Here is a 24359-nt window from a genome sequence, read left to right on the forward strand (position 1 = left end):
TAATGTAATTGTTTTTAACCAAGCCGACCGCCTTGAAGATGCAATTAATCAATTAAAATCATTACGTGACAAGACAACCTGGTTGAATAGTAATTCAAAACGTATTAGTACGATGAATAACCAAATTAGGTTCTTAAACATTAAGCGAAATAATATTCTAGATGAAGAATATAAACAACTTGCGCATCAACTTTTAGATAATAACAACGTAGTTGTGTTAGAAAATCTTGATTCTAAAGACATGCGGTCTGTCAAAAGAACTAACAAAGCTGCTAATCGTAAATTAGCTAAAGTAAAACCGTATGCATTGCAGTTTTTCATAACATCATTAGCAAATAAAACTGGTAAAACTCTAGTTAAAGTTGATGCGTACAAAACATCTCAAGTTGAATATGGTACTGAATTTGAACAAAAACACAAATTATATGAAAAAATTGAATTATCAAATGGTGAAATAGTTCGTGGTTGGAAATCACTTACTGGCGATAATTCAATTGTAATTCGTGATCTAAACGCCGCTAAAAACATCTTAGCTTGGGGTGTGAACCCTGAAAAACACATTAAATTAAAAGACTACCCAAACCTAAAGCCAAGTAGTCTAGTATCAGTAAATTAGTAATAATATGGGCGTGACAGAACCTTGTCGTCCTTAAAGACTATAAGAATTAACCATTTGCGTATCAGTCTGAGCATGCAAAATGACTGCGATTTGGTTAATTGAGTTCCGCTTTTGGAAACCACTACGTAAGTAGTGCATTGTCTAAACGTTTTGGTGAATTAGAATTACTGTTTAGTAATTAGAATCGCCGAATCCCGTGACTTTAGTCATGGGAGAGTTCAATGACGTAAGTGATGAACTTGGAAAATAAAGCTTGCATCACTTTGAGATCGGGTGTAAGATTATCTTCGTTGTTAAAAGCACGAAGATTTGCACCTATAGCGCAATTGGATAGAGTGTCTGACTACGAATCAGAAGGTTGCAGGTTCGAGTCCTGCTAGGTGCATAATTAAAAGAGCTGAGCGCTAAGGTGCTCAGCTCTTTTGTTTTATAGGGATTACTTGCATTTATGCCAGATGTAGCCTATACTTAACTATGTTATTAATAAGCTCATGAATGTGAGTGGCCGTCTTTTTAGATTGGCCGCTCCTTTTTTTGGAGTTTTACCTAGTTAGCAAAAGTGAAGGGAGGAAATATGGCAAATGTTGTAGAAACCGTTAAGGATATTCTAACCACTGACCTAGCAACGCGCGGGTTTGTGTTGTGGGATGTGCTTTACGAGAAGCAAGATACCGACATGGTATTGCGGGTACTTGTTGATCGTCAGACGGGAGCAATTACGATGGACGATCTAGTAATGTTGACTGAGTTGATCGGTGAACAATTAGACGCAATTCAACCCGATCCATTCCCAGAAGCATATCTGATGGACGTTTCATCACCGGGCGCAGAGCGTACCTTGAAGCGACCAGAAGATTTTGCTTGGGCCCTTGAAAAGACAATTCGATTAGAACTTACAGAAGCGCTAGACGGCGTGACATCTTTTGAAGGAGAGCTAGTTAAAAGTGATGAGCAAGGTTTGACATTGGCAGTGTCTGCTAAAGGCAAGCGTAAGCTGATCGAGGTATCGCTAGTTCAAGTTCAAACTGCCCAATTGGCGATTAGTCAAAGTCGAGTGTTAACAACTCCAGAAGATTTTGCTTGGGCAACCAACAAAATGATTCATGTTTCGACTTATCAAAAGATTGACGGCGTAAAAGATTTCACTGGTGAGTTAACTGATGTTGACGAGACAAGTTTAGAATTAACGACAGATGATGAACAAGTAATCAAAATTCCGCGAACTGTAATTGCACAGGCACGGCAGGCAAACGATTTCTAGTTTTTAATGGAGAACCCAAATGAGTAAGGATTTATTATTAGCTCTTGATGCACTTGAAGAAGAAAAAGGGATTAAGACTGAAGTTCTAGTTGACGCAATTGAAACAGCGCTAACTAAGGCTTATCAAAAGAACTACGATGAGGCTGAAAACGTTGAAGTTGAGTTTGATCGTAAAAAAGGTAATATCAAAGTCTATGCAGTTAAAAAGGTTGTCAGTGATGCTGATGACTTGGTTGACCCATATGATGAAGTATCACTTGAGGATGCACAAGAAATTAACCGCGCCTATGAAGTTGGCGATGAAATTCGCTTTGAAGTAACGCCTTCAGATTTCGGTCGGTTAGCTGCTCAAACAGCTAAGCAAATTATCATGCAAAAGGTTCGTGAAGCTGAGCGTGAGATCGTTTATACGAAATTTGCTGAATATGAAAATGAAGTTATTACTGGTGAAGTTGAGCGCCAAGATAACCGTTATCTTTACATGATCCTACCAGGCAATCAATTTGCAGCAATGAAGCCACAGGATCAAATGCCAAATGAGATGTACCGAATGGGCGATAAGATTAAGGTTTTGGTCTCAGCGGTTGAAAATAATGCAAAGGGACCACAAGTCTTCGTCTCACGGACTCATCCTGACTTGGTTAAGCGCCTCTTTGAAGCTGAAGTACCAGAAGTTTATGATGGTACTGTTGAGATCAAGTCAATTGCTCGCGAGGCCGGTGATCGGGCAAAGGTTGCGGTTTACTCAAATAACAGCAACCTTGATGCTGTTGGTACAATGGTTGGTCAACGTGGTGCACGTGTTCAGGCTGTTGTAAATGAGCTTTCTGGTGAAAACATGGATATCGTTGAATGGACGGAGGATCCAGCTCAGTTCATCATCAATGCTTTGTCACCAGCCGAGGTTGTTGATGTGATCTTTGATCCAACGAATGACAAGGTTGTTACAGTCTTAGTACCGGACTATCAATTATCACTTGCGATTGGTAAGAAGGGGCAAAACGCCCGTCTTGCGGCTCGCTTGACGAATTTCAAGATTGATATCAAGCCAGAATCAGAGCGTGAAAACGTTGAAGCCGGTATGCTACATAAGGAAACTCAACAAGCAACTGCTCCAACCGTTGATGCAAACACAGATGCTGAATTGCCAGATTTGGATGAAGTTGAGGCAGCGTTGGATAGTAAGTTTGACGAAGAATAAGAGGTAGGCTGATGGCAACACGTAAGATTCCTATGCGCAAAGACATTGTAACCGGTGAAATGGTTCCAAAGCAGGATTTAGTCCGAATTGTACGTACGCCTGAGGGTGAAGTACAACTTGATCCAACCAACCGGGCTAATGGACGTGGTGCCTATATCTCATTGGATGTTAAGGTCGCAAAATTAGCGAAAAAGAAGCGTACATTTGATCGGGCCTTCAGTGTGAAATTAACTGATGACTTTTACGATGAATTAATCGCTTATGTCGATCACCAGCAAGCCCGAAAGGAATTGTTTGGGGATGGAAAATAAACAAAAATTACTGAATTTATTAGGTTTAGCACGCCGAGCTGGTAAGTTAGTTACTGGTGAAGAGATGGTCCTAAGTGCGGTCCGTTCAAACAAAGCGAATCTCGTTTTCTTTGCTCAAGATGGTGGTGCTAGTAGTAAAAAGAAATTTACAGATAAAACCAACAGTTACGATGTAGCATTTATAACTGCTCTAACACGTCAAGAACTTGCTGATGCAACTGGTTTGGCAAGAACGGTAATTGCAGTTGCGGATCGTGGCTTCGCAAAGAAAATGCGAGAGTATCTGGAACTTTAAGGAGGATTCGCATGACAAAACGTATTTACGAATTAGCTAAAGAACTAAATGTTCCTTCAAAAAATTTGGTGGAGGCCGCAGAAAAGGCCGGCATTAACGTAAAGAATCATATGTCAACAATTGATGAAAAGGCGGAAAAGACTCTGACTGATAGTGTAAAAAAGCCAGCTGATAAGCCAGCTGCACCAAAAAAAGCTGAAACCAAGGCTGTGGAACCTAAGAAGGCCCCACAAAATAACCCTCAGCGAAATAATGAAACTGAAACCGAATATAAGCCTCGTGGAAACCGGAATACGCAAAGCAACACGAATAATAATGCGCGTGGTGGTCGTACCGGTAACCAACAAGGAAATAACAATGCCCGTGGTGGTCGTAACAACAACCAAGGTGGCAATAACAATTTCCGTGGTAAAAAAGGTAAGCGCAATAGCCGGAATAACAACCGGAATGAAAACCGTCCAGCACCAACAGTTCGTAAGGACCAACCATTGCCAGAAACTTTGGTTTACTCTACTGGAATGAACGTGCAGGATATTGCTAAGTTGATCCACCGTGATGCAACTGAAATCATTAAGAAGTTGTTCATGCTAGGTGTGATGGTTAACCAAAACCAGTCGCTTGATGATGACACAATTGAAGTATTGGCAGCCGATTATGGTATCAATGCTGAGAAGAAGGTCGAAGTCGATATTACTGATTTGGACAAGTTCTTTGAAGAGGAAGAAACTAACACCGATGGACTTGTTCAACGGGCACCAGTTGTTACTATCATGGGACACGTCGATCATGGTAAGACAACTTTGCTGGATTATCTACGAAACTCACACATTACGGATGGTGAAGCTGGTGGAATCACCCAACATATCGGTGCTTATCGGGTTAAGACCGAAGATGGTCGCTTGGTAACATTCTTGGATACACCTGGACACGCGGCCTTTACGGCAATGCGTGCACGTGGAGCTGATATTACTGATATCACTATTCTAGTTGTTGCAGCGGATGATGGTGTTATGCCACAGACAATCGAAGCAATTAACCACGCAAAGGCAGCTAAGACGCCAATTATCGTGGCAGTTAACAAGATTGATAAGCCAGGGGCAAATCCTGAAAGTGTTATCAACCAATTAATGCAGTTTGAATTGATTCCTGAAGAGTATGGTGGAGACACGATCTTCGTTAATATTTCAGCCAAGTTCGGTCAAAATATTGATGAATTACTTGATATGGTTCTTTTGCAAGCTGATGTTTTGGAATTGCAAGCAAACCCTGATCAACGAGCAGCCGGTTCAGTAATCGAAGCACGTTTGGACAAGGGTCGTGGAACTGTTGCAACGGTCTTGGTTCAACAAGGAACAATGCACATTGGTGATCCAATTGTTGTTGGAAACACCTTTGGTAAGGTTCGAACAATGACTAATGATCGTGGTCGTCGGATTAAGGAAGCTTTGCCATCAACACCAGTTGAGATTACTGGGTTGAATGATGTGCCTTCTGCAGGTGACCGTTTCGTGGTCTTTGAAGATGAGAAGACTGCACGTGCCGCTGGTGAAGAGCGTGCCAAGCGGGCGTTGTTGGCTGAGCGAAACCGGAATAATGTTGTTTCTGTTTCCGATTTGTTTAACAAGATGGCTGAGAAGCAAATGAAGTCTGTCCCAGTTATCATTAAGGCCGACGTACAAGGATCAGTGGAAGCATTGGCTGGTTCATTCCGTAAGATCGATGTTGAAGGTGTTAAGGTTGATATCTTGCACACTGCTGTTGGAGCAATCAATGAGTCAGATATTACTTTGGCTGAAGCTTCAGGGGCAATCATTATTGGATTCAACGTGCGTCCTACGCCACAAGCCAAGCAACAAGCTGATTCTGATAAGGTCGATATTCGTCTACACTCAGTTATCTATAATGCGATTGACGAAATTGAAGCTGCGATGAAGGGGCAACTTGATCCTGAATTTGAGGAGCGTGTTGTTGGTACTGCCGACATCCGTGAGTTGTTCAAGGTTTCAAAGGTTGGAACGATTGTTGGTGGAATGGTAACATCTGGAAAGATTACTCGTAATTCATCTGTTCGTTTGATCCGTGAGGGAATCGTTATCTATGATGGTAAGCTTGGCTCATTGCGTCGTTACAAGGATGACGTTAAGGAAGTTAAGAATGGTTACGACTTCGGTTTGACGATTGAGAATTATAACGATGAAAAGATTGGCGATACTTTGGAAGCCTACGAAATGGTTGAAATTCCACGTTAATCTTTGATTGAACAGCTTAAAAAAGGGGACAAGCAATGGCACAACAAAATTTTCGCGTTGGGCGCTTGGAACAAGAAATTCAACGTGAAGTAAATGATATTCTACTAAAGCGTGTTCGTGATCCACGGGTCGAGTCAGTTACTGTAACAGGTGTTGAAGTTACAGGTGACTTGCAACAAGCAAAAATATTTTATTCTGTAATGTCTGAACTAGCTTCGGTTAATCAAAAGGCAGCGGCTGGTTTAGAGGCCGCCACCGGCCTAATTCGCCGTGAACTTGGTAGCAGAATTCGGATTTATAAGACGCCTGAATTAACCTTTGTGAAGGATGAATCAGTGGCTTATGGAAATAAGATTGATGATTTAATTCGTAAGATGCACGAAGATAATTAAAATTAAGATTGAGGGCTAATTAAATGGTATTTGATACCGTTTAATTAGCCCTCATTTTTTTTGCCTAACATCGCGCTTGATGTGTTAAAATCGTTTTGGACAGATTATATCAATATGATTTAAATCAGTCTAACTTTATGAACGAGAGAGCAGAGGATAGTACAATGAAGCAATTTATGATTTTATACGTCGCAGATGGATCGGCAGAGCAGCATTTTGATGCGATGCAGCCCGAGGCAATTGAGGCGATGACCGCCGCCTGGAACGATTGGGCGCAAAAGGCTGGTGCGGCCTTAGTTGACTTTGGTAATCCAACAATGGCAGTCGGTAATACACAACCAGGAATTGGCGGCTATTCATTTTTACAGGCTGAGTCGCTTGAGGATTTAAATACGGTATTGGTTGACCATCCGCATACAGCAATGGGCGGCAAGATTGACATTTACGAAGTAATACCGGCTCCAGGGATGTAAGGTATTCGATTTAGAGTGAATTTGTGCTAAAATATTAGCCATGAATAAAACGATAGTTAAGTTGAGGGCGTAGTTAATATGGATGGAATTTTACCGGTATATAAACCAGTGGGCATGACTAGCCACGATGTAGTGTTCAAGCTACGCAAGATATTGCACATGAAGAAGATTGGACATGCTGGTACGCTTGATCCAAATGTTGATGGAGTCTTACCAATTGCATTAGGGAAGGCAACTAAGACGATTGAGTTTTTACAGGCCGCTGGGAAAACATATACCGGTGAGGTTACACTTGGTTTTGCAACTACAACTGAGGACTTAGATGGTGAAATCATCGAAAAAACGCCGTTAGTAAAGCCCTTTTCGGCTGAGCAAATCGCGACGGCAATGACTAAGTTAACTGGGCCAATTACTCAGATTCCACCAATGTACTCGGCGGTTAAAGTCAATGGGCGGCGGTTATACGATTATGCGCGGGCTGGCGAAACGGTTGAGCGACCAGTACGGCAAGCGGTAATTTATGAATTTGAGCGTATTTCGGATTTAGAGTTTAGCCCACAGGATGGCCTACAAAAGTTTAGGTTCAAAGCGGTTGTATCTAAAGGAACTTACATTCGGACATTGGCAGTTGATCTTGGCCGTGAACTCGGTGTGGCGGCTGTTATGAGTCAGTTAACGCGTCAAAGTGCTGGTGGTTATGATCTGAGTGCTACGCACACACTGGCAGAGTTGGCAGAACGAATGGAGCTTCAAGATACGCTCGGTGATTGGTTGCAACCACTAGGTACCGCATTGCAGGAGTTACCACATTATCAGTTAACGGAAGCGGAGTTTGAACGTGTTCAACATGGTATGGGACTACCAGCACAGATCAATCTTGATTTAGTGGATCAGTTGGTCTTAACCTATAATGCGGACACGAAGTCCGTTTATACTTGGCAGGAAGAAAAGCAACAATATCGGCCATATCGACAATTGAATCTAGATTAATTGGAAAGCCTCTAAATATTATTTAGAGGCTTTTTTTTATGAATGTGAGTAATTCTGAGTCGTTTAAATCCCCTATATAAAAAAAGTCATAAACTTATTTACAAATGGCTCGAATGGCAGTATTATAGTGATGAAATTAACAAGGAGAAACATTATGGATAAAGATGCGTTGTTTTTGAAGATGGTACAGGATTTTGCTGATCGGGAAGTTGCGCCATTCGATATGGATATTGATAAAAATCGTAAGGTCCCGGATGGACTATATGCAAAAATGTTAAGTAGCGAATTTCTTGGTATGAATTTGCCAGTTGAATATGGCGGAGCGGCCTTGTCACTTGCAACGATTGCCAAGGCGCTGGAGATTATTGCGACTGCAAATGCTTCTTTAGCAGTCATTTTAGAAGGCCATATGAAAACGATGTACCAGTTGATGCGTTATGGGGATGAGCGTTTGGCACAACGTTATTTCCCAACAGCACTAAATTCGATTTTTGCCTTTTCAATGACGGAGTCGACAGGTGGGACAAACCCAACCTACATCAATTCAACAGCGAAAAAGGTTGCCGGAGGCTATCGTATTAATGGATCAAAAATTATGATTACTAACGGTGGACTGGCTGATGTGTACGTCGTAATGGCTAAAGATGAGGATGAAACTTTATCATTTTATGTAATTGATGAAAAGATGGCCGGCTTTAGTTATACGGAAGCAGAGGAATTTATCGGCTTGACGGGTACTCCAGTTGGCGGAATTGCAATGGAAGACATTTTCGTACCAGATTATCATCGGCTGGATCCGAACAAATATGCTAGTCTCTCAATTGGTGACTCAGCACATGCGGATGCGCGCGTAATGATGGGTGCGGTGTTGGCAGGGATTCAACAGCATGCATTAAATGAAGTCTTGGATTATGCAAAGGAACGTAAGGCAGGTTCACAAAAGCTTTGGGAATTGCAGACGATCCAACGTAAGATTGCAGACATTTCGATTGGTTACGAGACAACGCGCTTGTTATACCAAGATGCGGCCGTAAAGCGTGATTTGGACGATCCAGAATATTTCTTGCTTTCAACAATGGCTAAGGCATATGGATCACGGACAGCCGTGGTTGTCGGTGACGATGCGATGCAGGCCATGGGCGCTTATGGTTTCTCGGCGGAGTTTCCAATTGCTCACTTGATTCGCGATGCGCGGGCACTTGAGTTTGCCGAAGGATCAGTTGAAAAGATGCGGACAGAAATTACGAAATTCGAGGTACACCGTTAATGAAAATTGTAGTAGCAGTAAAGCAAGTTCCAAATACTGATAATGTGGCGATTGATCCGATAACACATAATTTGGTTCGATCAAACGATAATAAGATGAATAAATATGACAAGCATGCATTAGAAACTGCTTTTGAGATTGCCGCTGATAACGGTGATGAGGTTATTGCAATTTCAATGGGACCAAATCAAGCCAAAGAAGTATTGATTGAAGCGGTCGCAATGGGTGCAACGAAGGGAATTTTACTGTCTGATCGAAAGTTTGCAGGTTCAGATACTTTGGCAACTGCCTATGTGCTAGCACAAGCGGTTGCTAAGTTGACGGACGTACGCTTGGTAATCTTTGGACAGCAGGCAATTGATGCGGATACCGGACAGGTTGGACCGCTTGTTGCTACCCAATTGGCTTGGTCACAGCTAACCTATCTATCTGAAATCATGACAGTTGGCTCAGAGACCCTTTCAGCAAAGCGAAATCTGGGGACTGTATCACAAGCCATTACAGTCAGTTATCCGGCTGTTTTGACAATTTCTGACCTTGCGAATGAGCCACGTTATTTGTCAGCACACCGATTAATGACAATGGACGACGATGCAATTATAACTTGGTCGGCCACTGATTTAGTTGCTGATGATGAACGGATTGGAATGGCTGGTTCACCATCTGCAGTTCGTGCGATTGTCGAGCCTGAACAGGCTGGACGTCAAGGAAATGTGATTGAAGGTTCAGCGGTGGAGCAAGTGTTGGCAATTCTGAAGAGTGAAGGGATGATCGGATAATGACAGAAAAGAAAATATGGGTTATCGGAGAAGTTCTGGCAGGAAGATTAGATAACGGTTTGGGACAATTAATTACTAAGGCTCGGCAAATCAAACATGCTGATCATAAGATTGTAGCAATCGTCCCACTTGGCGATAATTTGCGGATTGATGACTATGAATCAGCGCAACATTTTGGAGCGGATGAGGTAATATATCTAACAAGTCCTGCAAAAATTAATGCGGATGACTACCTTCTAAGTGAGAGTTTGACTGCCTTAGCTAAAAGTGAACAGCCAGATACGGTTCTCTTCTCGGCAACGCCTTTAGCACGATCTTGGGCACCTAAATTACAGTATAATTTACAGACTGCATTAACGGCGGATGTGTTAGATCTTTACTATGAGGGGGATCTTTTGGTGCAGGTGAAGCCATCTTATGGTGATTCAATTTTGGCCGAGATAGTGTCACCAAGCGCCCGTCCCCAAATGGCAACCGCGCGCCCAGATACGTTTGAGGCACTGTTGGTAGCTGATCGAACAGCCAATATTCGAACTATTGCAGTAGCAGACTTAGTTAATGTTGAGAGTCAATTTATTGATAGTACAGTAACCAAAAATACAGTTACCGGACAGTCAATTACAACCGCTGATTTGATTTTCGCGGTTGGCCGAGGCGTTAAGAAAGAGAGTAGTGTGGCAAAGCTCCGCGAGATTGCTCAACATTTGGGAGCGGCAGTTGGAGCAACCCGTCCAATGGCTGAGACAGTTGGGTTTAATCATGCTGATCAGATCGGTCAGTCAGGATCAATGGTTAGCCCCAAGTTACTGGTCAATTTAGGAATCTCTGGTTCTATGCAATATGTCGCAGGAATTAAAGGCGCCGAGCAGGTCGTATCAATCAATATTAGTGAAGATGCGCCGATTTTTGAACAATCTGATTTTGTTCAGATCAGCGATGCAATGAGTTTCATTGATGACCTGTATACTAAGTTGTTGGGTAAATAGTTAGTTATCAACTATTCTGCTGGTCGATTTGGTAAAATTAACTAGTTGAAAACAAATCAATAAAAGAGGGATTGGGTGGCACTTGATCGTTCTATTATGGATAGGAGAGGCTGAACGGATGAATATTCAACGGTTTATTGATGCTCGCTTAGCGGCCGGGTTAACGCAGGAAGAATTGGCACAAGGGATTGCAACGCAAGCAACCTTGAGTCGTTTTGAATCAGGCGGCAAGATTCCGAGTATTAAGATTCTGACGAAGTTGGTTAATCGCTTGGATATCAGCTTGGCCGATTTGTTTGCAGTTGAAGAAACCTCAGCAGAAAGAGTAATTCGAACTAAGTTGGCCGCTGCCGAATATAATTTAATTATTTCGGAGTATGTGGCTGCTGATGAAATTTTGCATGAACTTGATACGATGGCAATTGATCAAATTGATTTGCGCGACTGGTATGTCTTTGTACGATCGTATGTTGATATTCTCAGTGAACAAAATATTGAGCGTGCAATTCTACGGCTGAATGCAATTGTAATTGATGCAGCCGAACATGCAGAGATTTATTTGTACTTGGCCTATACTGGCCTTGGAATGGCCTATGCGCGTCAAAATAACGTGGCGCAAGCTGAACAATATTTTGAGCGAAGTTTTGAGAATGTGATGAGTCTGCAAAATGAACATGCACGAACGGTTTGGCGGAAATTGTCGATCTTGTTTTATACTGCCGAGTTTTTCTCAGCGCATGATATTGAGACAAGTGACCTCTTGCTAAAGGCTTTAGTGGATTTGGTCAGTGATCAGCATGTGACTTATTATCTCGCTCGAGCGGTTTACTTACAGGCGCAAAATGCAATCAAGCGGAATGCATCTGATGATTTAATTCATGAGTTGCTTAGAGATGCGTATGCTTTCTCAAAGATTAATCGAAATACAGTTGAGTTGGAAGCAATTGAAAAGTTGTTAGCTAGTAAGCAATTTAAAGCATAAAAAAGAAGGCTGAAACGGTTCTGTTTCAGCCTTCTTTTTAGATCTTAGGCAAATCACTTCGGTTGGTCCATAAGACGACAACCGCAAGAATCAATAGTCCTAGATTTGATGCAATAATTGCAAAGGTTTGTTGATTAATGATCCAACTGATTAATGAAACAAACATTAAAATAAGTGCTGTGATAACGGTGATGATAATCGAATTTTTCAAAATAATAACCCCTCTAAAAGTTGACGACTGACGGCTTCAAAATAACAGTAAGATCTAATAATCCGCAAATATTCATCTTTAGAATCGGATCCCTAAATAAATTATGATATGCCAATTATAGCAAATTATTGATGTTTCTAGCCAGACTACAATATATTGAATATAGTCTTCCAACAAGAGTTTATATAATTTTTCCAGAAAGCAGCCAGGTATTCGCCTGTAATATCTATAGCAACGATTTAATTCAGTTTGAGCTAACTTGAAAACCTGAATCATCGTTACGAATACCGTTGAAAGATTATCCATAAGTTGGACAAGGAAACTTGAACTGAAGTGGTATTCTAACGATGAAGAAAGGGAAAAGGTGGATATTGTGAATTTATCAGGAGCAACATCATCTAATTTAATTTTTTTGAATCAAAGTTTTACAACTAAGGCGGCGATTTTTGATTTCATTGCAAAGAAATTTGAAGCAGCAGAAGTTATCGAATCGGCAGAGGAATTTAAAAAGGCGCTCTTTTACCGAGAGGATATGGGGGTGACCGGCTTTGAGAACGGGCTTGCAATTCCCCATGGCAAGGCAAGTACGGTCAAGCAAGGCATGTTTGCGGTGGTTCGCTTGACCAAGCCACTGGCGAGCTCTGAATATATCTCGCTCAATCCAGAAAACCAAGCTGACACATTATTCGTACTTGCAATTCCGGAGGATCAGGCAGGTAGCCATCATTTGGATTTACTGGCGAAGCTGTCAACTAAACTAGCAGATTTGGGTTTCGTTGATCGGATCAAGGCGGCTACTACAGCCGATGAGGTTTTAGCATTACTGGTTGATCCAGAGCCGGATTCTGCAAATGAAATGGAAGCGGGCTTGGTAGATAATAAGGGCTTAATTCTTGGTGTAACGGCATGTGCGGCTGGAATCGCACATACTTACATGGCGGCGGAGGCAATCACAAAGAAGGCCACTGAGCTTGGATATGCAGTTAAGGTTGAAAAACAGGGTGCCAATGGGATCGAAGATCGGATCATGGCAGGCGATGTGAATCAGGCATTAGGAATTATCCTAGCACATGATGTAGCGTTACAGGACTTGGAGCGTTTCACAAAATTGCCAAAAGTTGATGTTCCAGTGGCCGAACCAATTAAGGATTCAGAAACAGTCGTCCAACATTTAATTGAGAATGCGCGGAATTATCAACCTGATCGGTCAACAATTGTAACGGCGGACGCTGAAGTTCAAAAGCCAAGTTTTCTTAAAACGTTATCAACATCCGTTATGACTGGAATCTCCTATATGATTCCATTGTTGGTTGCGGCCGGTTTGATGATGGGAATCGCAACGTTAATCTGGGCATATGTTTTGCATTTGCCAATGACCGCAGTTGGGTCGGCTGCTTACTTGACGGGTGGTTCAGCGAACGCAACTGGAATGACGCTGTATGTAAATTACTTATATGCATTTGGTAGTCTACTGTTAAAGTTTATTTATCCAATCTTTGGCATGTTTGTAGCATATGCGATTGCCGGACGGACGGGCTTGATTGCTGGTTTTGCAGGTGGTCTATTCTCAAGTGGTTTACAATTTACCATTTGGGGTGCTTCAATTGGAATTCCACCGACAACTGGACCCTTGGGTGTGACTGGTACAAACGCTGGGATTACCGCACTGGGTGCATTTCAAAAGGGTGCAATTCCATCAGGCTTTTTAGGTGCTCTGATCTTAGGCTTGGTTGCAGGATTTTCTGTTAAGTGGCTTAACGATCATATCAAGGTTTCAAAGAATTTGCAGGCGATTAAGCCAATGTTTTTGATTCCGGGACTTTCAGTATTATTGATTTTCATTTTGAATTTTGCACTTGTTCAACCAATCTTCGGTGGGTTGAACGCTGGGATTGCAAGTTGGATTACATCAATGAGTGGGTCTGGAAAGCTGGTGCTATCATCGATTATTGCTGCTTGTACTGCCTTTGATCTTGGTGGACCAATTAATAAAGCTGCTGGAGCAATTAACATTGCGCTGGCCGCAGATAAGACATTCCCACTGACAGCGCGCGTATTGGCAATTGTAATTCCGCCAATTGGTCTTGGGCTATCAACGATTATTGATCGGTTCGTTGTTCGGCGTCGGGTTTATCCTGAGGACCTACGTGTCGCTGGCGGAACATCATTCTTGTTAGGATTTATTGCAATCTCTGAGGGTGGTATTCCGTTTATGCTTCGAAATCCTTTAATTGTTATCCCAATTAATATTATTGGTGCTGTGACTGGATCATGTGTTGCGGTTGCAATGGGGGCAGTGCAATGGTTGCCATTACCAGCCGTATGGGGATGGCCTTTGGTCACTAATATTCCAGCATACCTAGTTGGCTTACTGATTGGTGTATCAGTTGTTGCATTCCTAAATATTTTTGTCCGGTTCGCTTTGATTAGATACCGTGAAGCGCATGGAATTGAACTTGATTTTTAGAAATTGGAATTAGAAAAGGGCGACTGTTCGCCCTTTTTGTTTAGAAAGGTGAACGGTCATGCCAAAACGTAAAGTATACGTTGTGCCACACAGCCATTGGGACCGTGAATGGTACTTTACTCAAGAGGACTCAAAGCTGGTTTTATCTGAAAACTTAAACTTTTTATTAGACTATTTGAAAGAACATCCGGAGTTTCCGACATATGTGTTTGACGGACAATATTCGGTTATGCACGATTTTCTAGCTAAATATCCAGAAAGAGCTGAACTAGTAAAGCGCCTGGTTGTTGATGGACGATTGAAAATTGGACCATGGTATACCCAATGCGATAGCTTGCTTAATCAAACGGAGTCAATTATTCGAAATCTGTTGCTGGGAAAGGCAGGTGCGGAGCAATTGGGCGCTTCGATGAATATCGGGTATCTACCCGATATCTTTGGGCAACATGCCTATTTGCCAAGTATCTTTAAACGATTTGGAATCAACGCGGCGATTTTACAACGCGGCCTATATACAGCACAGATTGAAGATGACTTGAACTTCGATTGGCAGTCCCCTAATGGTGATCAAATTCAAACCAATAACATTTATTTTGGTTATGGTCCTGGCAAATTTTTATCGAGTGATTCGGAATATTTAGCAAACTCATTATTACCGATGCTAGACAGATTGGCGCAGATGACACCAGAAACTAAACCCTTACTTTTACCGGCCGGCGGTGACCAGGTTTTGATCAGAACTCATTTTCCAAGGATTGTGGCAGAGTTAAACGAACTGGAGCTTGATTATCAATTTATTCTGTCAAACTATGAGGAGTTTATGGAGGCTAGTTCTTATGCTGGGAAGAAGATCATTGCTGGTGAATTAATTGCTGGTCAAAAATCGCGAATTCATAGCACAATTCGCTCCCAGCGGGTGGATATTAAGATGCTGAATGCACGTGTTGAGGAAAAGATTTATCAGCAATTGGAGCCCTTGGCTTTAATTATTCAAAACCGCGGTGGGAATTATCCGCAGGCCTGGATTAATGATTGTTTACGCAAGCTGTTTGATGTTCATGTCCATGATTCCCTTAGCGGTTGTAACTCAGATGAAACCAACTTTGACATTGAGCAACGCTTGCTGAAAATCGAGCGAGTTATTGACGGATATATTAATATTTTGAAGAAACAGCTTACGCGAGGAATCGCGACTGACGCAATCGTGGCAATTAATTTAATTCCTAAAGCAACTCAGGGGTTAAGTCGTTTTATTGTTTTCTCGCGAGCAAAGGAAGTGGCCTTAAAGGGAGTACAGCAGGTTTTGCTGAATTCAGAGTATATTTCTGGTGGTCAGAAGGTTCAGGTCACTGCTGGAGGCGAACAGACAGTTGAACTTCCAGGATATTATCGACACGAGATCATGGCAGAAGTAGCATTTGAGGGACTTGGTTACCGTACCTTTGAATTAACAGCGCAATCAATCCCCCAACTTGAGGATGGTCAGAATACAATTGAAAATGAATTTTATCGGATTGAAATTGACGCGGGTAACATGGTACTGACGAGAAAGTACGATCAACGCTCAAAGAAAAATTGGTTTGATTTTGAGAACATAACTGATGCCGGGGATTCTTATGATTTTTCGCCGCAAGGCTTGCCAGTTTTTTCAACGAATGTTCAGTTAGTTAATACCAGACAATCGAATATATTGAGTGAAATGACCATCCAAACAAGGTTAGGTGAACAGATAATCGAAACTAGGATCCGGCTCGAAAAAGGGTCCGATTTAATTAAACTAGAACATAAATTGAACAATCAAATTAAGGATCATCGGGTACGAGTAAGATTTCATGGCAAAAATGATACTGGATTGAGCTATGGCGATCAGGGTTACTCGCTTCAAAAGCGACTCAATGTTAATCCAAACTTGGTTGATTGGCGCGAAAAGGGCTTTGCGGAGCGTCCACAAGGTTATTATCCTTTGGAAAGGTTCGTAGTGGTACCTGAAACTGAAGGGAACGTAAGCCTCTACACAAAGGGGCTCAAAGAATATGAGGCCACGGATGATTACCTTGCATTGACGTTATTTCGATCAGTTGGTTTGCTAGGTCGTGATGACCTAGCATGGCGCCCAGGACGCGCATCGGGAATTAATAATAAAGTGGTTGAGACGCCCGATGCACAGTTGCAAAAGAAATTGGAGTTTGCCTATGCGTATCGATGGTCAGAAAGTGATGACATTGCAGAAGACTATCTAGCCGCCGAATATTTTGCCGATAATCAGCTTACTTATCAGCTTCAAAGTTTAAATTCATTTGAGGAGCGGATTGAGCGGTTTGAATTGCCACAGCCACAGGCGATGCATGACTTGCCGAAAACTTTGAATTTGTTGACGTTGCCGGCAAATATCTTTGTGAGCAGTTTGAAGAAAGCCGAAGAAAATGAACGGACGATTTTGCGAGTATTTAATCCGGCCGAACAATCAGTTTTGTTACCAGACTTAAGACAAGTTGATTTGGATGAGCACCAAGTGGAGCGAAAGGCTAGCTTGCAAGCGAAGGACTTTGCGAGTTTGGAGATTGAATTATGAATTTAAGAGAGCGGATTAATGAGCATTTAGGAAAGATATATCAAGGCGTGGATTTAATTGAAGCCAAAACTTTGTTTGCCAAGTTATTAATAGAAGACTGGCAGATCGTCAACCGTCAACGAGTAAATGAACAGAGCACATATTTAATCACTTATGGTGATAGCTTTTATGACGGTCAACGTGCTCCACTTGCAGTACTGGGTGAAGTGCTTGAGCAGAAATTACCAGACTTCACGGATATCCATCTGTTACCAATATTTCCTTACACAAGTGATGATGGGTTTTCAGTGCTGGATTATCAAAAGATTGATCCAGTTCTAGGAACCTGGGCGGATATTGAACAATTAGCGCAACGTAGACGCTTGATGTTTGATTTTGTGTGCAATCACATTTCAAAATCAAGTGACTGGTTTCAACGTTTTTTAAGAGCAGAACCTGATTTCAAAAATAGCTTCATTGAGTTTGACGCTAAGTTTGATACTAGTAATGTTACGCGGCCTAGAACTAGTGCGCTCTTCCATAAATACGGTACGAAGCAAGTTTGGACTACTTTTTCAGAGGATCAAGTAGATAATAATGTTCGTGATCCAAAAGTGCTTATACGATTAACGAGAATCCTAATGGGGTACATTCAACGTGGGGCAAGTTCAATCCGCTTGGATGCAATTGGGTTCCTTTGGAAGGCATCAGGGACTACGTCGATGCATTTGCCACAGACACATGAAGTGATTAAACTTTGGCGGACGATGATTAATAACTTAGCACCAAACGTGCAAATTATTACAGAAACTAATGTGCCACATGCTGAGAATCTCAGTTACTTTGGCGATGGAGAAGATGAGGCTAACATGGTCTATCAATTTCCATTGCCACCGTTGGTGCTACACACCTTTATCAGCGGGAACTCAGCTAAGTTAAGCCGATGGGCGGAAACAATTCACCCGATCTCAGAGAGTGCGACCTATTTTAATTTTCTTGCTAGTCATGATGGGATCGGCCTGCGACCAGTTGAGAATATTCTAACAAAGGCTGAGCGTGAGCAAATCGTTGCGCAAGTTCGGGCACATGCTGGGAAGGTTTCCTATAAAAGTGATCTTGATGGCAATGACTCCCCATATGAATTAAACATTAACTATTCAGAGGCGCTAGGTTCTACGGCAAAAATGATTGCGGCACATTTTATTTTGTTGAGTTTTATTGGCGTACCAGCAATTTATTATCACTCAATTTTCGGTTCGAAAAATGACGTTCAGGCGGTTGAAGAGACTGGTATTTCGCGACGCATTAATCGGGAAAGGCTTGATATGCACACATTATTTGCAGAGCTAGAACTTGATGGAACGAGAAAAATGATTTTTGAAGGTCTATCGAAATTGATCGCAATTAGAAAGCAAGAACCAGCATTTAATCCATATGGTGAACAAAAGATTCTGAAGCTTGGCGAAGCAGTTTTCGCACTCGAACGAAGTTATGCTGGCGAAAAGATTACTGCAATTGTTAATATCAGTGATAAAGTTGTAGAACTTGGAGTGACGGGATTTGATCTCATCAGTCAAAGTGAATTCTTTGGTAATTTACCGGCTTATCAATTTGTTTGGATTAAGAGCAAGGCAGAATAGAGTAAAAAGAGACCGCCATTGAGATATTGATCTCAATGGCGGTCTCTTTTTTAGAATATGAGCTTACCACAATAAAGGTTGCTGTTGGTCATAGAAAGTGTAAATCAAGGAACTCTGGTCAGGAATAACTTGATTACCCTTAACGCTGTGTGGCGCTAGTTTATATTGAACTAAACTAACTAACCAAATCGGCTGGTTTTGATTAGTATTGTTTGCCAAGGTAATTTGATAATCCCCAGCCGGAATTGCCTTCTTATTTGTTAGGAAAGTACCGTTACTGGTCTGGCGATACTCTAAGGCAAATTGCTTGTATGTGTGCAGATTTGTAATGGTCCCTGTTAACTTTGAGTCAGTTGGAATCTGAATTGTCGCTGCGGAGGTTTTAGTTCCTAAATTGACCTCTTGAGTGATAAAACGATGGGCTTCAACTTCAAAAGGAGCGGCACCGTACTGTTCAGACAGTTGACTACGTTGTGCGTTTACAACGACATCGATTGGGTGAGCTAGCATTGGTGCAAGTAGACAACTGGCAAGTGTGACAACGATCAGTATTCCCAGTAAGGGTTTAAAGCTAGTTGCCTTGAAATACTTATTTGCTAGATTGCTTTGCTTTGGTTGTACAAAATAAAGCAAGAAGATCAGCGGTAGTAGGATCAAACCATAGCGTGATTCAGTTTCCCAAACGAGCGCATGGAAGGCAGCATACCCTAGAATTGTTAGGGAGATTAGCATGGTTGTCTGATTAACTGACCGATCTTCGTATTTTTTATTAAGTAAATTACGCCCGAATGTTAAGGCAACGAAGAAATAGAAAACGCTCCATAGTACCTGCTGGGCAATGCGAGCAATGTCCTGTAAGAGAAGCTGATTACGCTGATACCAGACAGGCGAAGCTGTGTGCCCACCGGTATAGGCTTGTGGTAGTGTTTGGCTGCTAGTCAAAACGCCTAACTTGGCAATGAAATGAGCGAACAAAGTGAACGGATTGTAGTGACCAATTCTTTCCGGAATGGCTTTTGCTAAGAATTTAGAGCGAGCATTTTTATCCGGCAATGCCAGTACAGTTTGAACATCTGAGCTAACATAGATTCCTGCGTGTTTAGGATTTAAACTCATATAAATCCAAGACGTGGCAGGAAGTTCATACTTAGGATTACGGGTATAATCAGCCGATTGCAAGATGGCCGATTTTATGGGCATGGAGAGCGCAAAGCCTAGCAGAACTAAGGTAGCAGGAACCAAAGCCCGTTTTTTAAATGCTGCACGATTGTGGAGGAAAATATATCCGAGCCATAGAACAACGGCAATGGCCATTACAATTAGGTTTGGCTTCGTGAGTTGACCTAATAGTACAATCAGAACTAGGAGCGGACCAATAATCAGACGTTGCTTATTTTGATAATGTGGCCAGCGAATCAGAATATAGCCGATCCAGGCTAGGAACACTAATGAAGGGGTATCTGTATAGAAAACTTGAATTGCGTATGTATATGATAGTGGTGCAAGCGCAAAGAATGCCACTAGGCCCAAACGGCGGGCGGGCGATTGGCCTAGCTTTCGGGCCATATACAATAATGAAGCAATTAAGCCATCATAGAAGATTAATGCCATACCAGCTGTGGCTGCATTGGTTGAGATTCCTAAGAAATTTGTGAATTTAAAGGTCCAAGATAATAAAATGGCAAAGGAAGCGTTATTCGGATAACGCCAAAAATATGAAATATCGCCCCAATTATGCTGATGTAGGGCTAGCTGCTCGGCTTGGAAGTAAACGCGAAAAGGATCATGGTAAACAGTTGCCGGTGTGAATAGTAAGATCGCAATCTGAATAATGAGCATGATGCCAAAGATCAGCCAAATTAATTGTCTAATCTGAGTCTGATCAGATCTTTTGATAAGCGGTTTAAAATAATAAACGCCACTGACAATTACTGCAAAGGCAAGTAGAACAATTAATGAGAATGGGAAAAAGAGATTAGTAATTAGACCAATAATTAGTACAAATAAGGTTAAAAAACCAATCGTCTTTGAAATAATGCGCATAAGTCAACTCCAGAAAATAAGAATGGTTAAAAATTGGCGGAAGGTGATAAAGGTTCCGTTGAAAGACGACATGATAATTTGTCACGAATCAATTTTCGCAAGCGTGTGATCCGTTTGTTATAATTTATATTAGATATGCTAGGTAACCCGAATATCAGGTTGTGCTTTAACTATACATACCACCTAGAACAAAGCGTAGGACTTGTTTTAAGTTTAGCAAATTTTTAAAGAACACTCATTAAAATTACCCTGAATTTATCTGACAATTTATCAGATAATGTATGGGAAATCAATGGAAGATAAGAGATACCACTAATGGAAACTATTTTATTGGTTGAAGATGAAGAGTCTTTGCAATATTTTTTGCGCCAAGAATTAACTTTTGAGAATTACCATGTAATTTCTGCCTATGACGGTCAAACGGCACTGGACCTGTATGCAACTCATCGACAAGAAATCTCAGCGATTATTCTGGATTGGATGCTGCCACAAAAGGATGGAATTGAGGTCTTAAAAACCGTTCGGACGATTGATCCAGTGTTACCAATTTTATTAATGACTGCGCGAAATGATATCACAGATAAAGTGACCGGTTTAGACGATGGGGCTGATGATTATATTACAAAACCCTTTAAAATTGAAGAGCTCCTTGCGCGGTTGAGGACGGCTATTAGGCGTCTAGATAAGATGCAAGGGTCTCGGCCAGAACATTTAGAACTATCATTTGCGGATGTTACATTGAATGTTGAGACACGACGGGTTACCCGCGCGGGGATGCGAATTAACCTAACGCAGCGTGAATTCGATTTGTTGGCAACCTTCTTACAACATCCTGAACGGGTGCTTTCACGTGATGAATTATTTGATTTAGTATGGGGCGTTGATTTTGCTGGTCAATATAATACCGTTGATGTGTATATTCGGCATCTTCGACAGAAATTAGCGCTCGCGGATAAGCCTGAGCTAATTTGGACTGAGCGAGGGGTCGGTTATGTTCTTCGTCAAAACTGAGAATGTTCGAAGCAGTCGGAAAATAATTGTTAGGACCTTTGCTAAGCTGTTCGCAATGATCTTTCTAGTTTTGGTTGTTGTTACGACTAGTACGGTTGCATATCGGTTGATTCTAAATCGTCAGCATGACGTGGTTGGACTTGCACAGAAAATGGCGACCAGCGATATTGATTCAGCGATTGATTGGGACACTTGGCGGGAAAATAGCATCGTTGATTTACGAGACGTTTATATGACTGCTAAGTTGAATGCGAACAAACAAACGCTTTATTCGGATCGTACAGCTAAGACGGTTGCAACCAAGGATGTAAAAATCAAGTTATTAGATCAGTATTACTGGGTTCACGAACGTGGACTATACTATCGTTATACCGTTTCAGTTAAAAATGGGCGATTGATTGTTATGATTGGAATGAGTAGCGTTTTTAAGACATTGAAGACAATGTTATTGGTCATGTTACTAACGACTTTTGCCTTATACATGTTGGCAGTTTTCTTTATTCGACACTTGGCTGATAAGATTAGTGCACCTTTAGTGAATTTCACACAGGCAGTTGGACAAGTTACTTTGAACGAGTCAATTGAGACCCAGTTACCAGAAGTAAATGAGCCGGCTGAGGTAAATGCGCTACGTGAGACGTCGGTTCTTTGGTTAATGTCGCTACAAGATCAAGTTATCCGTGAGAAAGAGTTCATTGCCAATGCATCGCATGAATTAAAGACGCCGTTAACGGCATTTCGAGGTAATTTGGCATTGATTAAGCGCCGTGGTCAAGACCATCCGGAGGTTGTCCCACGGGCCTTAGAATTGCTGGATCAGGAAGCTGAGCGGATGCAGGGTCTGGTATCACAGCTATTATTGATATCGCAGGCGGAGCGTCAATCAATGAAGATCGGTTCGGCACAGCCATTAGTCGAAATATTTGATCAATTTTTGCAGGTTGCGAAAGCTGAGACTAATCGCCAGATTGAGATACAGCGAATGCCGGCAGGTAAGGTAATTACAGATAAAATCAATGCTGTGCACATTCTAAAGATAATCTTTGAAAATGCTTTGAAGTATTCAGAGGCGCAAGAGCGAGTAATTCTCCGACTTGGCTTCGATTATATTGAGATTGTTGACTTTGGCCTTGGAATCCCGCTTGAGGATCGTTCAAAGGTCTTTGAACGCTTCTTTCGAGGTGATCGGGCACATAGCTCTAAGATCAATGGAACAGGACTGGGGTTGGCATTGGCTGCTGAATTGGCGGCAAAAAGTCAGATGAAAATATCCTTCTCAGATAATCAGTCACGCGGAACAATTGCGAGAATTGATTTCTTGGATGAACAATGATTTTCGTTTACTGAAAGTAAGTTAATAAAAGGATCAAAGAGCAACTAATTATCTAAACGATAGTAATAATTTCACAATCTTGATGATGGTTGTAAAAATACGACAAAATATTCCGATATTCAGGAGTTGCTGTCCCATAAAGGTTTAAAAGGGTTTCTTCTAACGAAGAAACTCTTTTTTTATCCGAAATATTTTGCTGAAATAGTTTGAAATTGTGAAAAAAGAGAGTAATATTAATAAATGAAAACGGTTACATATTTATAGAGGTGAATTCAGATGCGATATATTAATTATCTCGGGACAGACCCGGCAACTAATATAGCAACTGACAGTTGGTTGTTATATAACCTAAAGCCTGATAAACCGATATTTTCGCTTTGGCGTGATGCGCCATCGGTAATTGTTGGACGGAATCAAAATACTTTTGCAGAGGTAAATCAAGCATTTATCGATGAAAAAGGAATTGATGTAGTGCGACGAATGTCTGGTGGCGGAGCAGTTTATCATGATTTAGGCAATATCTGCTTTACATTTTTTGTACCTTTACCTGATTCAGGTCAGGTGAATTTCAAACAGTTCGTGCAACCGATGTATGATGCTTTAAGATCGTTAGGTATCGAAGCCGAAATTTCAGGTCGCAACGACTTAATCGTTGAAGGCAAGAAGATTTCTGGTAATGCACAACGATACGCGAATGGTTATCTAATGCATCATGGAACTTTGTTGTGGGATGTTGATGTGGACACGATGGTGCGAGTTTTGAATGTAGCTGATGAAAAATTCATTTCAAAGGCTGCCAAGTCAGTTCGTGCGCGGGTGGGAAACATTAAAGATTATGCACCAGAGGATCTCACGATTGAGGCCTTCATTGATAAATTAACTTATTACTTATCGGATCAAGGTAAGGATTCCGAATTAATTTTGACGGATGAGCAAGTTGCAGGAATTAAAGATTGGCGAGCTGAAAAGTTTGCTAATTGGAATTGGAACTATGGTGAGAGTCCAACGTTTGCCTTTAATAACCATCAAAAGTTTGAAGCTGGTTCGATGGATGTTCAGGCAAACGTTGTGAATGGCTTGATTACCGACATTAACTTTGTTGGCGATTTCTTAGCTTTGGACGATTGGCGAGTTATCAAAGAGCAATTTATTGGACAACCATTTGAGGTTGATGCAATTTTGCAAGTTTTAAAGGCGAACCAAGCACCACGATACTTCGGTGATATTTCTAACGAAGAATTGGCTGCAATGTTTTCAGCAACCGATTCGGATAATTCTTAATTTTTAAGGAGAAAATC

Annotated in this window: 21 protein-coding genes and 1 tRNA gene; 20 read left to right on the forward strand and 2 right to left on the reverse strand. The window is 41.5% G+C overall.

Annotation, left to right across the window (positions count from 1 at the left end; translation table 11 throughout):
* From ESZ50_RS00815 to ESZ50_RS00880, 14 genes are all read left to right on the forward strand, one after another.
* On the forward strand, positions 1 to 616 hold a 616-nt coding region (locus tag ESZ50_RS00815; RefSeq protein ID WP_484444110.1), incomplete at its 5' end, for a nuclease/transposase family protein.
* A 314-nt stretch (positions 617 to 930) separates the two neighbouring features.
* A tRNA-Arg gene (locus tag ESZ50_RS00820) sits at positions 931 to 1004 on the forward strand.
* 189 nt (positions 1005 to 1193) lie between these two features.
* Positions 1194 to 1880: a ribosome maturation factor RimP gene (locus tag ESZ50_RS00825; RefSeq protein ID WP_148621700.1), complete on the forward strand. Its 687-nt coding sequence runs from the start codon at positions 1194 to 1196 to the stop codon at positions 1878 to 1880.
* Between the two features lie 19 nt (positions 1881 to 1899).
* A complete protein-coding gene (gene nusA / locus ESZ50_RS00830; RefSeq protein ID WP_148621701.1) occupies positions 1900 to 3081 on the forward strand; it encodes a transcription termination factor NusA in 1182 nt (393 codons plus the stop codon).
* An 11-nt stretch (positions 3082 to 3092) separates the two neighbouring features.
* A complete protein-coding gene (rnpM, locus tag ESZ50_RS00835; protein WP_148621702.1) occupies positions 3093 to 3392 on the forward strand; it encodes an RNase P modulator RnpM in 300 nt (99 codons plus the stop codon).
* Positions 3382 to 3687, forward strand: coding sequence for a YlxQ-related RNA-binding protein (locus ESZ50_RS00840; RefSeq protein ID WP_148621703.1), 306 nt, complete (start codon positions 3382 to 3384; stop codon positions 3685 to 3687). Before rnpM ends, ESZ50_RS00840 begins: the two co-directional genes overlap by 11 nt.
* Before the next feature lie 11 nt (positions 3688 to 3698).
* Positions 3699 to 5936: a translation initiation factor IF-2 gene (infB, locus tag ESZ50_RS00845; protein ID WP_148621704.1), complete on the forward strand. Its 2238-nt coding sequence runs from the start codon at positions 3699 to 3701 to the stop codon at positions 5934 to 5936.
* A gap of 35 nt (positions 5937 to 5971) precedes the next feature.
* Positions 5972 to 6328, forward strand: coding sequence for a 30S ribosome-binding factor RbfA (gene rbfA, locus ESZ50_RS00850; RefSeq protein ID WP_148621705.1), 357 nt, complete (start codon positions 5972 to 5974; stop codon positions 6326 to 6328).
* 164 nt (positions 6329 to 6492) lie between these two features.
* Positions 6493 to 6801 carry a YciI family protein gene (locus ESZ50_RS00855; RefSeq protein WP_222860776.1) on the forward strand — a complete coding sequence of 103 codons (309 nt, stop codon included), beginning with the start codon at positions 6493 to 6495 and terminating at the stop codon, positions 6799 to 6801.
* Positions 6802 to 6879: 78 nt separating this feature from the next.
* On the forward strand, positions 6880 to 7791 hold the full coding sequence (gene truB / locus ESZ50_RS00860) for a tRNA pseudouridine(55) synthase TruB (protein WP_148621707.1): 912 nt from the start codon (positions 6880 to 6882) through the stop codon (positions 7789 to 7791).
* A 154-nt stretch (positions 7792 to 7945) separates the two neighbouring features.
* Positions 7946 to 9058 carry an acyl-CoA dehydrogenase family protein gene (locus ESZ50_RS00865; RefSeq protein ID WP_148621708.1) on the forward strand — a complete coding sequence of 371 codons (1113 nt, stop codon included), beginning with the start codon at positions 7946 to 7948 and terminating at the stop codon, positions 9056 to 9058.
* Entirely contained in the window at positions 9058 to 9837 is a 780-nt protein-coding gene (locus ESZ50_RS00870) for an electron transfer flavoprotein subunit beta/FixA family protein (protein ID WP_148621709.1), read from the forward strand. The genes ESZ50_RS00865 and ESZ50_RS00870 overlap by 1 nt, the downstream gene beginning before the upstream one ends.
* Positions 9837 to 10823, forward strand: coding sequence for an electron transfer flavoprotein subunit alpha/FixB family protein (locus ESZ50_RS00875; protein WP_148621710.1), 987 nt, complete (start codon positions 9837 to 9839; stop codon positions 10821 to 10823). The genes ESZ50_RS00870 and ESZ50_RS00875 overlap by 1 nt, the downstream gene beginning before the upstream one ends.
* 118 nt (positions 10824 to 10941) lie before the next feature.
* Entirely contained in the window at positions 10942 to 11805 is an 864-nt protein-coding gene (locus tag ESZ50_RS00880; RefSeq protein WP_148621711.1) for a helix-turn-helix domain-containing protein, read from the forward strand.
* Positions 11806 to 11842: 37 nt separating this feature from the next.
* On the opposite strand, the gene ESZ50_RS11545 is transcribed toward ESZ50_RS00880, so the two are convergent.
* Positions 11843 to 12016, reverse strand: a complete 174-nt coding sequence (locus ESZ50_RS11545; protein ID WP_187387511.1) for a hypothetical protein — start codon at positions 12014 to 12016, stop codon at positions 11843 to 11845.
* Between the two features lie 373 nt (positions 12017 to 12389).
* Here ESZ50_RS11545 and ESZ50_RS00885 point away from each other — a divergent pair, with 373 nt between their 5' ends.
* From ESZ50_RS00885 to ESZ50_RS00895, 3 genes are read left to right on the forward strand one after another with little or no spacing between them, the layout of a single operon-like run.
* Complete coding sequence (locus ESZ50_RS00885; protein ID WP_148621712.1) at positions 12390 to 14483, forward strand: fructose-specific PTS transporter subunit EIIC; 2094 nt, start codon at positions 12390 to 12392, stop codon at positions 14481 to 14483.
* A 58-nt stretch (positions 14484 to 14541) separates the two neighbouring features.
* On the forward strand, positions 14542 to 17055 hold the full coding sequence (locus tag ESZ50_RS00890) for a glycoside hydrolase family 38 N-terminal domain-containing protein (RefSeq protein ID WP_148621713.1): 2514 nt from the start codon (positions 14542 to 14544) through the stop codon (positions 17053 to 17055).
* A complete protein-coding gene (locus ESZ50_RS00895) occupies positions 17052 to 18674 on the forward strand; it encodes an alpha-amylase family glycosyl hydrolase (protein ID WP_148621714.1) in 1623 nt (540 codons plus the stop codon). The genes ESZ50_RS00890 and ESZ50_RS00895 overlap by 4 nt, the downstream gene beginning before the upstream one ends.
* 63 nt (positions 18675 to 18737) lie before the next feature.
* On the opposite strand, the gene ESZ50_RS00900 is transcribed toward ESZ50_RS00895, so the two are convergent.
* The gene (locus tag ESZ50_RS00900) at positions 18738 to 20717 is read right to left on the reverse strand and encodes a hypothetical protein (protein WP_148621715.1); all 1980 of its coding nucleotides are present in this window, start codon (positions 20715 to 20717) and stop codon (positions 18738 to 18740) included.
* Between the two features lie 315 nt (positions 20718 to 21032).
* Between ESZ50_RS00900 and ESZ50_RS00905 the strand changes: the two genes are divergently transcribed.
* The 3 genes from ESZ50_RS00905 to lplA all read left to right on the forward strand — a co-directional run bounded on the left by ESZ50_RS00905 (position 21033) and on the right by lplA (position 24342).
* Positions 21033 to 21728 carry a response regulator transcription factor gene (locus tag ESZ50_RS00905; RefSeq protein WP_148621716.1) on the forward strand — a complete coding sequence of 232 codons (696 nt, stop codon included), beginning with the start codon at positions 21033 to 21035 and terminating at the stop codon, positions 21726 to 21728.
* Positions 21709 to 23061: a sensor histidine kinase gene (locus ESZ50_RS00910; RefSeq protein WP_148621717.1), complete on the forward strand. Its 1353-nt coding sequence runs from the start codon at positions 21709 to 21711 to the stop codon at positions 23059 to 23061. Before ESZ50_RS00905 ends, ESZ50_RS00910 begins: the two co-directional genes overlap by 20 nt.
* Before the next feature lie 276 nt (positions 23062 to 23337).
* Positions 23338 to 24342 carry a lipoate--protein ligase gene (lplA, locus tag ESZ50_RS00915; RefSeq protein WP_148621718.1) on the forward strand — a complete coding sequence of 335 codons (1005 nt, stop codon included), beginning with the start codon at positions 23338 to 23340 and terminating at the stop codon, positions 24340 to 24342.
* Positions 24343 to 24359: the final 17 nt, after the last annotated feature.

This window comes from Weissella muntiaci, from assembly GCF_008107635.1.
Taxonomy (GTDB): Bacteria; Bacillota; Bacilli; order Lactobacillales; family Lactobacillaceae; genus Weissella; species Weissella muntiaci.